The sequence below is a fragment of the Falsochrobactrum shanghaiense genome, from assembly GCF_003149535.1.
Taxonomy (GTDB): Bacteria; Pseudomonadota; Alphaproteobacteria; order Rhizobiales; family Rhizobiaceae; genus Brucella; species Brucella shanghaiense.
The window spans coordinates 423,511-436,164 of record NZ_QGDB01000002.1; the positions used below are offsets into that span (position 1 = coordinate 423,511).

Consider the following 12,654-nt stretch of genomic DNA (forward strand, 5'->3'; position numbering starts at 1 on the left):
CGCGGGACGCTTAAAACGCAAATCATGCCAGCCGTTGACAGAGGGCGTTTAATATACATAGTTTACAAAACCGGTACCGATACCGGTATCGATACCAGCGAGCGGAGGGCAGCGTGTCAGCGGACAATACGGCTACTGTGATCGGGCTTGGATCGATGGGCTGGGGTGCGGCCTTGTCGCTGCTGCGTGCCGGTTTCCGCGTCAAGGGTGTCGATATAAATCAACAGGTGCTGGAGCGTTTCAAGGAAGAGGGCGGTGAACCTTATGCGCTGCCTGCCAATGCTGGTGAAAGCGACGTCGTTCTGGTATTCGTGGTCAATTCCGATCAGGTCCGGCAGGTTCTTTTCGGGCCGAATGGCGCTCTTGAAAGTGCAAGGCCCGGCACGGTCTTTCTGTTATGCGTGACCATGGCGCCAAGTGCGACGGTTGAAATCGCAGCCAAACTCGAAGCGGCAGGAATGGCCGTCATCGATGCGCCGGTATCGGGCGGACATCTCAAGGCGCTTGCAGGCGAACTCACGGTCATGGGATCAGGACGGGAGGCGGCTTTCGAAGCGGCCTCCGCTGCATTGGATGCGGTGGCCGTCAAGGTATTCCGGCTGGGCAGCGAAGTCGGCACCGGCTCGAAAATCAAAATGATCAATCAGCTTTTGGCGGGCATCCACATCGCAGCGACTGCCGAGGCGCTGAACCTTGCGGCAAAAATCGGCCTCGATCTTGAAACCGTCTTTGAGGTCATTCGCGTTTCTGCGGGGTCGTCCTGGATGTTCGAGAACCGTGGGCCGCATATTGTGGACGGTGATTATACGCCGCGTTCGGCGATTGATATTTTCGTCAAGGATCTGGGCATTGTCACAGGCGAGGCGCAAGGTTATTGCGGCGTGACGCCCTTGAGCGAGACAGCGCTTGCTTTGTTCAAAGAAGCTGCGCAAGCCGGGCTGGGGGCGGAAGACGACGCTGCGGTGGCCAAGATTCTGGCCCGCAAAAGCGGCGTCCTCTTGCCGGGCATGCCGGGGCAGGCCGGTGGGGAGCGCGTTTGAAATGGTAAGGTTTTCGGCCAATCTTGGTTTCTTATGGCAGGAATTACCGCTTCCCGAAGCTATTCACGCGGCAAAAGCCGCTGGTTTCGATGCGGTTGAATGCCATTGGCCTTATGCTTTCGGCACGGATGAGATTGGCGCCGCACTCCGGCAAACCGGGTTGCCGATGCTCGGGCTGAATACCAGCCGCGGCAATGTCGAGGCCGGGGATAACGGGCTTGCGGCCATCCCCGGACGCGAGAGCGAAGCGCGTCAGGCTATCATGCAGGCTATCGAATATGCGGCGGCACTTGAGGTTCCCAATATTCATGTCATGGCTGGAAAAGCGCAGGGCAGCGAGGCGCATCGGACATTTCTGGACAATCTCGCCTATGCCTGCGATGAGGCCGCAAGGCACAATATTACGATCCTGATCGAGCCGCTCAATCATCGCGATGCGCCGGGTTATTTTCTCAAGACATCCGTACAGGCCGCTGCAATCATTGAAGAATTGAGTATCTCCAATCTGAAGATCATGTTCGACTGTTATCATATCCAGATCATGGAAGGGGACATCGGCACACGGCTTCAGGCCCTGCTGGCGCATATCGGGCATATCCAGATCGCCTCGGTGCCCGACCGCAGCGAGCCCGATCATGGCGAACTGGATTATCGGCATATACTCCGGCTGATTGCTTCTATAGGCTATGCACAGCCCATTGGTGCGGAATACCGCCCGGCGGGTACGACCGATGCCGGACTTTCATGGATGAGGGAGTTGGGATGAGCACGCTGGCGCGCGGGAAAAATGGTGGTGTTGCACTTGTGACCGGCGGCGGTACGGGCGTGGGCCGGGCCATCAGCAAGGCGCTGGGGGCTGCCGGCTATAGGGTCGTGATTTCCGGTCGCCGCGCAGAGGTGCTGGAAAAGGCCGCAGCCGAACTTCGCGACGAGACAGGGGCGGAATTTGTGGCCATCGCGGCCGATGTCAGTGATCCGCATTCCGTGCGCGCGCTCTTTGATGCAATATCGGACAAGTTCGGACGCCTTGATCTTCTCGTCAACAATGCCGGCGGCACAACTCCGGGCATCCCGCTGGAGGAACTGAGCTTCGAGCAGTGGAGCGCAATTGTCGGAAGCAACCTGACCGGTGCCTTCTTGTGTACCCAGCAGGCATTCCGTCTCATGAAGGCGCAGACCCCGCGCGGCGGACGCATTATCAATAATGGCTCTGTTTCCGCCACCGCGCCGCGACCCAATTCCGCGCCCTATACGGCAACCAAACATGCCATCACCGGCCTGACCAAATCGACCGCACTCGACGGACGCAACTTCGACATCGCCTGCGGGCAGATCGATATTGGCAACGCCGCAACCGACATGACACAGACAATTGCGGCTGGCGTGATTCAGGCTGACGGGACGCTGGCGGCTGAACCGACCATCGATGCAGCTCATGTCGGAGATGCCGTGGTTTACATGGCCGGTTTGCCGTTGAACGCAAATGTGCTTACCATGACAGTCATGGCAACGAAAATGCCGTTTGTCGGACGCGGCTGAACGAAGAAAAAAGCCGCCTGCCAAACGAAACGAATAAGCAAGGAGAATGCCCAAGGCGCAGAACCGGGAAGTGAGGAGCCCGCCACCGCGCTGCAAGAAACATCAAATCAGGTTGCACTCTGGGAGGAGACGCATGGCCGCTGTTCAATTTGCCGAGGTGAGGAAATCTTTTGGTAATTTCCCCGTCATCAAGGGCGTGGATATTGATATTGAAGATGGCGAATTTGTCATTCTGGTAGGACCATCGGGCTGCGGCAAGTCGACTCTGCTGCGCATGCTGGCAGGGCTGGAGAATATTTCCGGCGGAGAAATCCGCATCGGCGGCAGAACGGTCAATCATTTGCCGCCCAAAGAGCGGGACATTGCAATGGTGTTCCAGAATTATGCTCTTTACCCCCATATGACCGTTTCAAAAAATATGGCTTTTTCGCTGATGCTCAATTCCGCGCCGCAGGCGGAAATCGATAAGCGCGTCAATTATGCGGCCGATATTCTGGGCCTCAAGAATCTGCTTGATCGTTATCCCCGTCAGCTTTCCGGCGGGCAGCGCCAGCGTGTGGCGATGGGGCGGGCTATTGTGCGCGACCCGCAGGTCTTTCTCTTTGACGAACCGCTTTCCAATCTCGATGCGAAATTGCGTGTCGCCATGCGTTCGGAAATCAAGGAACTGCATCACCGCCTGAAAACCACGACCGTCTACGTGACGCATGACCAGATCGAAGCCATGACCATGGCCGACAAGATCGTTGTCATGCATGATGGCAAGGTGGAACAGATCGGCTCGCCGCTCGAACTTTACGATCACCCCAACAATTTGTTTGTCGCAGGCTTTATCGGCTCGCCTGCCATGAACATGATCAGGGGCAGGCTCGACCCCGCTGATAGCCGCACTTTCATTGCGGTCGACGGTACGCGGCTGCCTTTGACCCATGCTTACCCCCAGGGCGCGGGCAAGGATCTGGTTTATGGGCTTCGTCCTGAATATATCCGGCTCGACAGTGCGGGAGTTTCCGCACCGGTCGCCGTTATCGAGCCGACCGGTTATGAAACCCATATCGTCGTGAGTTTTGGCGGCGCGGAAATCACCTGTGTTTTCCGAGAGCGGGTCAATGCACGCCCCGGCGAGACGATCACGGTTTCGATCGACCCGGGCAATGTTCATCTTTTCGATGAACAAAGTGGAGAGCGCCTGACAGCATGACGAAACAGGATGCGCTGACGGAGAGGAGCCGTCTGCGTATCCACCGCCTTGCAATTCGTCGCTTGATCGCAGCATTCGACCATTGGGACAGCGAATGCGGCAGGGGAAAATGTCCCGAATTTGGAGGAGGAGCATTATGAGCATCAAGAGAAGAACATTCCTTGCCGGAACAGCAAGTCTTGTGGGTGCCAGCAGCCTTTCGGGACTGGGTATTCGTCCCGCCTTTGCCGCGGAGCCTCAATATACGCCGGAGGAGGGTGCCAGTCTGCGTCTTTTACGCTGGACGCCTTTCGTGAAAGGCGATGAGGATAGCTGGCTGGCGAACACCAAGAAGTTCACCGACGCCACCGGCGTCGAAGTGCGCATAGACAAGGAAAGCTGGGAAGATATTCGCCCCAAGGCTGCGGTTGCGGCGAATGTGGGGTCCGGCCCCGATCTCGTCATGTGCTGGTTTGATGATGCGCATCAATATCCCGAGAAGCTCGTCGACCTGACCGAACTGGGCAATTACCTCGACGCCAAATATGGCGGTTTCTATGACGGGTTGAGAGGCTATGCCACGCGCGATGATAAATTCATCGCCATGCCGTTGACCGCCATCGGTAACGCCATCGTCTATCGTGACAGCCATATGAAAGCAGCCGGTTTCAGCGAATTTCCGCAGGATACTGCGGGTTTTCTTGAACTATGCAAGGCGATGAAAGCCAAGGGAACACCAGCTGGCTTTCCGCACGGCAAGGCGGTGGGCGACGGCAATAACTATGCCCACTGGCTTTTGTGGAGCCATGGCGGACAGATGGTCGATGAGAGCGGGCAAGTCACGATTGACTCACCCGAAACACTTGCGGCGATCAATTACGCCAAGGAGCTTTATGCCACCTTCATTCCCGGCACCGAAAGCTGGCTCGACATCAATAACAACCGTGCTTTTCTCGCAGGGCAGGTCTCGCTGACGGCAAATGGCGTTTCCATCTATTATGCCGCCAAGAACGATGCCGCACTTGCTGAATTCGCCGAGGATATGCGCAGCACGAACTTCCCCGTCGGGCCAGTCGGAAAAAGCATAGAATTGCATCAGACCAGTTCCTTGCTGTTGTTCCAGCACACCAAATATCCGGAAGCCGCCAAAGCCTATATCAAATTCATGATGGAAGCCGATCAGATGAACGCCTGGATCGAGGGTTCCAGCGCTTATTGCTGCCAGCCATTGAAGGCTTTTGCTGAAAATCCGGTCTGGACGGCCAATCCGATCCACGCACCTTACGCGCGGGCATCCGAAACCTTGCGTCCGAATGGATATGCGGGTCCGCTTGGCTATGCCTCGGCGGCGGTCATGGCGGATTATGTGCTGGTCGACATGTTCGCGGCGGCGGTGACCGGGGCTTCCACGCCCGAAGAGGCCATCGCTGGTGCGAAAAAGCGGGCCGAACGATATTACCGCGTCTGATCCGTTGCGGCTTTGGGGCGGGATATGATTTTCCCGCCCCGCCACCGCTATCGTGCCTTGCCGTGCTTTGCTTGCCCTGGAGATATGATCCATGACAGTGACGAGTCCTATCGAACCCGGCCCACCGCAGCGCTCCATTCGTACCCGGCTTGGAAACAACCGCGACATGCTTGGCTTTTTGTTCATGCTGCCTGCGGCGGTTTTCCTGCTCTGCTTTCTGACCTATCCGCTGGGCCTTGGTGTCTGGCTCGGTTTCACCGATACGACCATTGGCCGCGACGGTATTTTCATCGGGCTGGAGAATTATGAATTTCTCTGGGACGACAGCGTCTTCTGGCTCTCTGTGTTCAATACGCTCCTGTACACATCCGTTGCGTCAGTGCTGAAATTCGCGCTCGGCTTGTGGCTTGCGCTGCTGCTTAATGAGAATCTGCCGATCAAATCCTTCTTCCGCGCAATCGTGCTGCTGCCCTGGGTGGTGCCCACCGTGCTTTCTGCCCTTGCATTCTGGTGGATATATGATGCGCAGTTTTCCATCCTGTCATGGTCACTGATGAAAATGGGACTGATCGACCAGCCGATCAATTTTCTCGGCGATCCCAATAATGCGCGCGCATCGGTGATTGCAGCCAATATCTGGCGCGGCATTCCCTTCGTGGCGATCTCGCTGCTTGCAGGGCTGCAAACAATTCCCGCTTCGCTGCAGGAGGCGGCATCGCTGGATGGTGCATCGAGCTGGCAACGCTTCCGCTATGTGACATTGCCCATGCTCACCCCGATCATTGCCGTGGTCATGACCTTCTCGGTATTGTTCACATTCACCGATTTTCAGCTCATCTATGTGCTGACCAAAGGCGGCCCGGTCAATGCGACGCACCTTATGGCGACGCTGTCTTTCCAGCGCGCGATCCCCGGTGGCCAATTGGGTGAGGGGGCGGCCATTGCGGTTGCGATGATCCCCTTTCTGCTTGCGGCCATCATGTTCTCCTTCTTCGGCTTGCAGCGCCGCAAATGGCAGCAGGGCGGGGGCGATTGATGACGGAGACGAGCATGAATACCATTTCTAAAACGGCTCATGATAAAGCTTTGAGCGACGATACGCAGGGCATGTCCTATCTCAACCGCCTGCCGCGGCGGATCGTGGTGCTTTATCTGCCGCTCGCACTTTTTGTTTTCGTGCTGCTGTTTCCATTTTACTGGATGGCGATCACTGCGGTGAAACCCAATGCGCAATTGACCGATTACGATAATTACAGCCCCTTCTGGGTGGTCGGCGCGACCTTGGACCATATCAAATATCTGCTGTTCGAGACGTCTTATCCGGGTTGGCTGTGGAACACGATGCTGGTTGCGATGGCGTCTACCATCCTCTCGCTCATTGCTTCTGTGGCGGGGGCCTATGCTATCGAGCGCATTCGCTTTACCGGTTCGCGTTCGGTGGGCCTGCTGATTTTCCTGGCCTATCTCGTGCCGCCATCCATCCTGTTCATTCCGCTTGCCTTCATCGTCTTCAAGATCGGCATTTATGATTCCCGCCTCGCGCTGATCTTTACCTATCCGACCTTTCTCATCCCGTTCTGTACCTGGTTGCTGATGGGGTATTTTCGCTCAATTCCCTTCGAACTTGAGGAAAGCGCGCTGGTGGATGGTGCAAATCGCTGGCAGATACTCACCAAGATCATCCTGCCTCTGGCGGTCCCGGGGCTGATTTCAGCAGGCATATTCGCCTTCACCCTTTCATGGAACGAATTCATCTATGCCCTGACATTCATTCAGTCTTCCGAAAACAAGACTGTGCCGGTGGGGGTGCTGACCGAACTGGTGCGCGGCGATATTTTCGAATGGGGCGCGCTGATGGCGGGGGCGCTGTTCGGGTCGCTGCCGGTCGTCATCCTCTATTCCTTCTTCGTCGACTATTATGTCTCGTCCATGACAGGCGCAGTGAAGGAATGAGTTCTATCGGGGCGGCTTTTCATCGCTTTATCGTGTCGCATTATGCGAGGAAAAGCCGTTTCATAGTTTTGCCGGAAATGCTCTAATTCTAGCTCTTCGCCAAACCGAGTCGCGCATGGCGCGTTTGGGCTTCAGATAAGCGGATGAACAGAAAGGCAGTCCGGATGTCGCAACGAGTTTCTGCTCTTGCACCGTTTCAGAACAAAACCTTTCGCGGATTGTGGTCCGCCACGCTGGTTTCCAATCTGGGCGGTCTGGTGCAGACGGTCGGCGCGGGCTGGATGATGGCCACCATCGCCCATTCCGATGCGATGGTCGCCTTGGTGCAGGCATCAACGACATTGCCGATCATGATTTTCTCCGTTGCCGCAGGGGCGCTGGCCGATAATTTCGACCGGCGGCGCATCATGCTGACTGCGCAGAGCATGCTGCTGCTGGTATCTTTTGCCCTGGCTGCCTTCGCCTATATGGGGGCGCTTACACCATGGATGCTGCTGGGCTTTACTTTCCTGATAGGCTGCGGCGGCGCATTGCATAATCCGTCATGGCAGGCCTCGATGGGCGACATCGTTCCCCGCGCGGACCTGCCTGCGGCGGTTGCTCTCAACAGCATGAGCTTCAATCTCATGCGCAGCATCGGACCGGCGATCGGCGGACTGATCGTAGCAATTGCCGGGGCGGCTTTCGCCTTTCTTTTCAATGCCATGAGCTATTTTGTTCTCATTATAGCGCTATGGCGTTGGAAGCCGCAAATCGCCAAGTCTGTTCTGCCGCGCGAGACATTCGGTTCGGCAATGATGGCGGGATTGCGCTATGCGTCCATGTCGCCAAACCTTCTGAAAGTCATGTTTCGTGCCTTTCTCTTTGGCTTTTCTGCGGTCATCATATTGGCGCTTCTGCCATTGGTCGCACGCGATCTGGTGCAGGGCACAGCGCTGACTTACGGCATCATGCTCGGCTTTTTCGGACTGGGCGCGATTGGCGGTGCGCTCGCAAGCGCACACTTGCGTGAGCTTTTGGGCAATGAATGGCTGGTTCGCTGCGCGTTTCTGGTTTTTGCCATAAGTTGCGCGCTGCTTGCGCTCAGCAGGAATGTATGGCTCGGATGCCTGTTTCTGCTTCCGGCGGGCATGTCATGGGTTCTGGCGCTTTCGCTCTTCAATATGACGGTGCAGCTTTCCACGCCGCGCTGGGTGGTGGGGCGGGCTTTGGCGCTCTATCAGACCGCCACTTTCGGCGGCATGGCGGCTGGCAGCTGGCTATGGGGAGCAATGGCCGATGAATATAGCGCTCCCACCGCCTTGATGGTGGCGGCTGTGGTTCTTGTATTTGGAGCGCTGATCGGTTTCTTGCTGCCGCAGCCGGAGTTTGAATCGCTCAATCTCGATCCGCTCAATCATTTCAGCGAACCGAAGCTGCGCCTTGACCTTCGCTCACGCAGCGGCCCGATCATGATCATGGTCGATTATAAGATCGCGCAGGAAGATGTTCCGGCCTTTCTGGCCGCCATGACCCTGCGTCGACGCATCCGCATTCGCGATGGCGCGCGGCAATGGGCGCTGCTGCGCGATCTGGAAAATCCGGAGACATGGACCGAAAGTTACCATGTGCCGACATGGGTGGAATATGTGCGCCATAATCAGCGCCGGACCCAATCCGACGCTGAAGTGTCAGAACGCCTGTTCGCTCTTCATCAGGGCGACAAGCCGCCTGTGGTTCATCGCATGATCGAACGCCAGACGGTGCCTGTGCGCGACGACATGGCGCTCAAGCCCCATCTCGACGTGCCATAACGAGACAGGGCACAGCCCCGGAAACGCGTAAGAAGGCTTTCGGGTGAGGGAAATCAGCTCGTAACCTGCTGTCCCTTCGTCGGATCGGGAATGACGACCAGCGTGCTGCCGTCACGCACATTATCGTAGAGATCGATTATATCCTGATTGAGCAGGCGGATACAGCCTGATGAAACAGCCTTGCCGATGCTCCATTCCTCTGGCGAGCCATGAATGCGGTAAAGCGTGTCGCCTCCACCGTCATGTATATATAAGGCGCGTGCGCCCAATGGGTTTTTGAGGCCGGGCGGCATGCCTCCATTGGCGATGCTATAGGGTTCAAGCGAGGGCTGGCGAGCGACCATTTCATCGGGCGGCGTCCAGCGCGGCCATTGCCGCTTATAAGCAATCCTCGCGCGTCCTGCCCATGAAAACCCGTCGCGTCCCACGCCGATGCCGTAGCGCATTGCCCGCCCATTGCCGCGCACATGATAAAGAAACTTGTTCGGCGTATCGACGATCACCGTACCGGGCGCTTCACTGGTCGGATAATCGACTTCCTGCCGCCAGAATTTCGGGTCCACCTTGCTGACATCTACCGCTGGCAGCGGAAATTGCTCTTCAGGCATGGCCTGATACATGAGGGGCACAGCCCGTATCGGCTGCGACGGTGCCGGTGCCGTGGACGGCTGGGAAGGCGGTGCCGCCGAAACACAGCCCGAAAGCGCCATGGCGCCTGCCCCAAATAAAAAAGCGCGGCGTGTCGCCAATCCATGTTTTGAAAAAAGGGAGCTTTTATTGTCGGGCAATCCATCCGGCATTCTGCAACTCTTCCACGTCGATTCAACAATTTATGATCAATGTCCCGCTTTGCGGAGCGGGAAGGAAGATGCAGAAAAAGGGGAGAAAACTTAAGCCAGCCTTAAGAGAGGGCCAGCGCCGCAACAATGGGGCAGGATTTGCCACCACGACCTCAAAATAAAGACCCCTGACCCGAGGGACCAGTGGATGTTTTGCGGCCGGAGGGAGCTGCCGAACTTTTGGAAACGGGTGTTTCTCCCGCTATGGCGGCAATATCGCCGTCACGGAATCGAAGCGATAAGGTATCCCCATCTGAAATGGCAGCCGCCTGTTTGACCGGATTGCCATCCGCGTCGAAAACAACGGCGAACCCCCGCTCCAGCACACTTTCATAGGACAGTGTGCGCATGAGCCGTTCCAGTTCCTGCCCGCGCCTGCGAATGCGTTCGATGGTGACGCCTATTGCCTGATCGCGGCGGCGATCAAGCTGATCGATCGTTGCCTTGGCCTGCTGCATATGCCGCAGCAAGGGGCTTGCCACCAGCCGTCCGGCGCGATGCGCAAAGAGCGTGCGCCTTTCCCGCAAGAAAGCTTCCAGCCCGCGCGGCAGGCGCTGGCCGAGCATATTCGTGTTGCGCTTCTGCTCATCAAAACGCCGTTGCAGCAGCCGCGGCGATAATTGACGCGCATGTCCTTCAAAGTGAACGCGTTTCTTTTGGGTGTTGACAAACAGTGCCCGCGTGAGGCGCGAAGCCGCTTCGTCATAACGGCGGCGGGGCAGGGCCAGCAATTGATCGGCAGAAGGCAAAGCCCGCGCGCAGGCACGGTGCGCCTGTCGTTTCAGATCGATAAAGCGCGATATGGCTGCGTTCAGGCGTGCCGAAAGCGTTGCGACCGTAGCCGCCAGATCAGCCTTGACCGGAACGGCCATCTCAGCGGCGCCGGTCGGTGTGGGCGCGCGAACATCGGCGGCAAGATCGATCAATGTCCAGTCGGTTTCATGGCCGACGGCGGAAATTATCGGGATGTTTGATGCGGCAACCGCACGCACCACCACTTCATCGTTGAAACCCCAGAGATCCTCCAGACTGCCGCCACCGCGCGCGACGATCAGCACGTCCGGGCGCGGGATGGAGCCATTTTCTGAAATATTGTTGAAGCCTTCGACCGCCCCGGCGACTTCCGCGCCGCTGGTCTCTCCCTGAACGCGCACGGGCCAGACCAGCACATGCAAGGGATAGCGGTCCGAAATACGATGGATGATGTCGCGGATTACCGCGCCGGTCGGGGATGTCACGACCCCGATCACGCGTGGCATGAAAGGCAGCAATTGCTTGGCGGCGGGGTCGAACAGTCCTTCAGCGGCAAGACGGCGCTTGCGCTCTTCGAGCAGTGCCATGAGCGCGCCTGCACCCGCCGGCTCCATCTGTTCGATAACGATCTGGTATTTGGACGAGCCGGGATAGGTCGTCAGCTTGCCGGTGGCAATGACTTCCATCCCCTCTTCGGGGCGAAAGCGCAAACGGCTCATCGAGCCGCGCCATATGACCGCTTCGAGCCGCGCCCGGTCATCCTTGAGCGCGAAATAGGCATGGCCTGACGAGTGTGGCCCGCGATAACCGGAAATCTCCCCGCGCACGCGAATATGCGAAAATGCGCTCTCGACCGTGCGCTTGAGCGCGCCGGAAATTTCGGAAACGCTATATTCGGCTACATTGGAAGCAGCCTCACCAAAACTCGAATCGGAACCCATGCTCATCCCGTTATTGGTTATCTGGTGCCGCGATACGTCAACTGGTCAATACGCCGCCCCGGTGACTATCCCCGCTTACCAGCCGGGCAGCAACTCACTGGAGCGTACGCGCCGCATGCGCACGGAAGAAAAAGGGGTTATTTCCGGCGAAACCAGCGCCGCTTGCGCAGGCGCGGAAATATTGTCGAGGCTTTCAATAATATGCTGGGCAAGGGCGTCGACAATAGCGTTTTGCTTGCTGTGGCCGCGCATGATGCCGATGCCGAATTCCGGCAATGCGCCAAAACCTTCGGCCTCGCCAAGCACCCGCATGCCGGGCCGCAACGCACATTCGGGCAAAACAGAAATCGCAAGCCCCGACAGCACCGCTGCGGCGAGGACCGTTGCCGACCAGCTCGTGATGATGATGCGATAATCGCGCTGTGCGCTTTCGAGCATATCGATCGCCACCTGCCGCCAGATGCATGTGGGGCGCCCCACCGCCAGCGGCAGCATTGCTTCTTCATGGACCGTATGGGTGGCGGATGTGACCCACAAGAGCGGCTCCGTGCGGACGACTTCGGAGCGGCGCTTTTCATCGCATTGCGTCACAAGCGCAATATCGAGGGTTCCGCGTCGGATCATTTCGTCCAGATTGACGGTCGGCTCGCAGACCACGGAAAGTTCCACGCGCGGATTGGAACGGGCAAAGCGCGCCATGATTTCCGGGAGGAAACGATCCGCATAATCATCGGGCGTGCCGATACGCACATGTCCTTCAAGCTGTGTATCGTCGAAGGCGGCGAGCGTCTCGCCGTTGAGTTGAAGCATGCGTCTGGCATGATGCAGCAATTTCCTGCCGTCTTCCGTCAGGCGGTTGGTGCGGCCATCGCGTTCGAATAAAGGCTTTCCCACCCGTTCCTCAAGGCGACGCATCTGCATGGAAACCGCCGACTGCGTCTTGAAAACGGCCTCCGCCGCCTTCGTGAAGCTGCCAGTGTCGGTTATGGCGACAAAGGTTTGCAACTGATCAAGATCCAGCGGTGTGCTCATCCGAACCATCCATCACAATTATTGAAGAAATATATTAGAAACATTCGTTGGAATAATCAATTCGATTATTCAATAACGCATGCGCCGGATTTATTCCGACAAGAACTCCCATTGAA

Annotated in this window: 12 protein-coding genes; 9 read left to right on the forward strand and 3 right to left on the reverse strand. The window is 57.4% G+C overall.

Annotated elements, in window-relative coordinates; translation table 11 throughout:
- The first annotated feature begins 113 nt into the window (after positions 1-113).
- The 8 genes from ltnD to DKP76_RS05890 all read left to right on the forward strand — a co-directional run bounded on the left by ltnD (position 114) and on the right by DKP76_RS05890 (position 8,973).
- Positions 114-1,040 carry an L-threonate dehydrogenase gene (gene ltnD, locus DKP76_RS05855; RefSeq protein WP_109705508.1) on the forward strand — a complete coding sequence of 309 codons (927 nt, stop codon included), beginning with the start codon at positions 114-116 and terminating at the stop codon, positions 1,038-1,040.
- A 1-nt stretch (position 1,041) separates the two neighbouring features.
- Complete coding sequence (locus DKP76_RS05860; protein ID WP_109705509.1) at positions 1,042-1,806, forward strand: hydroxypyruvate isomerase family protein; 765 nt, start codon at positions 1,042-1,044, stop codon at positions 1,804-1,806.
- The gene (locus DKP76_RS05865; protein ID WP_109705510.1) at positions 1,803-2,579 is read left to right on the forward strand and encodes an SDR family oxidoreductase; all 777 of its coding nucleotides are present in this window, start codon (positions 1,803-1,805) and stop codon (positions 2,577-2,579) included. Before DKP76_RS05860 ends, DKP76_RS05865 begins: the two co-directional genes overlap by 4 nt.
- A gap of 133 nt (positions 2,580-2,712) precedes the next feature.
- Complete coding sequence (locus DKP76_RS05870; protein ID WP_109705511.1) at positions 2,713-3,780, forward strand: ABC transporter ATP-binding protein; 1,068 nt, start codon at positions 2,713-2,715, stop codon at positions 3,778-3,780.
- A gap of 136 nt (positions 3,781-3,916) precedes the next feature.
- The gene (locus tag DKP76_RS05875) at positions 3,917-5,227 is read left to right on the forward strand and encodes an ABC transporter substrate-binding protein (RefSeq protein WP_109705512.1); all 1,311 of its coding nucleotides are present in this window, start codon (positions 3,917-3,919) and stop codon (positions 5,225-5,227) included.
- A gap of 91 nt (positions 5,228-5,318) precedes the next feature.
- Positions 5,319-6,263, forward strand: a complete 945-nt coding sequence (locus tag DKP76_RS05880) for a carbohydrate ABC transporter permease (protein ID WP_109705513.1) — start codon at positions 5,319-5,321, stop codon at positions 6,261-6,263.
- A 14-nt stretch (positions 6,264-6,277) separates the two neighbouring features.
- Positions 6,278-7,180, forward strand: a complete 903-nt coding sequence (locus tag DKP76_RS05885; protein ID WP_109705514.1) for a carbohydrate ABC transporter permease — start codon at positions 6,278-6,280, stop codon at positions 7,178-7,180.
- Between the two features lie 164 nt (positions 7,181-7,344).
- Positions 7,345-8,973 carry an MFS transporter gene (locus DKP76_RS05890; RefSeq protein ID WP_109705515.1) on the forward strand — a complete coding sequence of 543 codons (1,629 nt, stop codon included), beginning with the start codon at positions 7,345-7,347 and terminating at the stop codon, positions 8,971-8,973.
- 53 nt (positions 8,974-9,026) lie between these two features.
- Here the strand turns inward: DKP76_RS05890 and DKP76_RS05895 are convergent, their stop codons facing one another.
- On the reverse strand, positions 9,027-9,683 hold the full coding sequence (locus tag DKP76_RS05895) for a L,D-transpeptidase (protein WP_245410150.1): 657 nt from the start codon (positions 9,681-9,683) through the stop codon (positions 9,027-9,029).
- On the opposite strand from DKP76_RS05895, the gene DKP76_RS19330 reads away from it, so the two are divergent.
- A complete protein-coding gene (locus DKP76_RS19330) occupies positions 9,682-9,867 on the forward strand; it encodes a hypothetical protein (RefSeq protein WP_199224781.1) in 186 nt (61 codons plus the stop codon). The genes DKP76_RS05895 and DKP76_RS19330 overlap by 2 nt on opposite strands.
- Before the next feature lie 58 nt (positions 9,868-9,925).
- Here the strand turns inward: DKP76_RS19330 and xseA are convergent, their stop codons facing one another.
- Together xseA and DKP76_RS05905 are read right to left on the reverse strand one after the other, a co-directional pair.
- Entirely contained in the window at positions 9,926-11,506 is a 1,581-nt protein-coding gene (xseA, locus tag DKP76_RS05900) for an exodeoxyribonuclease VII large subunit (protein ID WP_109705517.1), read from the reverse strand.
- Between the two features lie 75 nt (positions 11,507-11,581).
- Positions 11,582-12,538, reverse strand: coding sequence for a LysR substrate-binding domain-containing protein (locus tag DKP76_RS05905; protein WP_109705518.1), 957 nt, complete (start codon positions 12,536-12,538; stop codon positions 11,582-11,584).
- Positions 12,539-12,654: the final 116 nt, after the last annotated feature.

Coding starts and splice junctions, on each gene's coding strand:
- DKP76_RS05860 (WP_109705509.1), top strand. CDS start 1,042: ATGGTAAGGTTTTCGGCCAATCTTGGTTTCTTATGGCAGGAATTACCG.
- DKP76_RS05865 (WP_109705510.1), top strand. CDS start 1,803: ATGAGCACGCTGGCGCGCGGGAAAAATGGTGGTGTTGCACTTGTGACC.
- DKP76_RS05870 (WP_109705511.1), top strand. CDS start 2,713: ATGGCCGCTGTTCAATTTGCCGAGGTGAGGAAATCTTTTGGTAATTTC.
- DKP76_RS05875 (WP_109705512.1), top strand. CDS start 3,917: ATGAGCATCAAGAGAAGAACATTCCTTGCCGGAACAGCAAGTCTTGTG.
- DKP76_RS05880 (WP_109705513.1), top strand. CDS start 5,319: ATGACAGTGACGAGTCCTATCGAACCCGGCCCACCGCAGCGCTCCATT.
- DKP76_RS05885 (WP_109705514.1), top strand. CDS start 6,278: ATGAATACCATTTCTAAAACGGCTCATGATAAAGCTTTGAGCGACGAT.
- DKP76_RS05890 (WP_109705515.1), top strand. CDS start 7,345: ATGTCGCAACGAGTTTCTGCTCTTGCACCGTTTCAGAACAAAACCTTT.
- DKP76_RS19330 (WP_199224781.1), top strand. CDS start 9,682: ATGGCGCCTGCCCCAAATAAAAAAGCGCGGCGTGTCGCCAATCCATGT.
- DKP76_RS05895 (WP_245410150.1), bottom strand. CDS start 9,683: ATGGCGCTTTCGGGCTGTGTTTCGGCGGCACCGCCTTCCCAGCCGTCC.
- xseA (WP_109705517.1), bottom strand. CDS start 11,506: ATGGGTTCCGATTCGAGTTTTGGTGAGGCTGCTTCCAATGTAGCCGAA.
- DKP76_RS05905 (WP_109705518.1), bottom strand. CDS start 12,538: ATGAGCACACCGCTGGATCTTGATCAGTTGCAAACCTTTGTCGCCATA.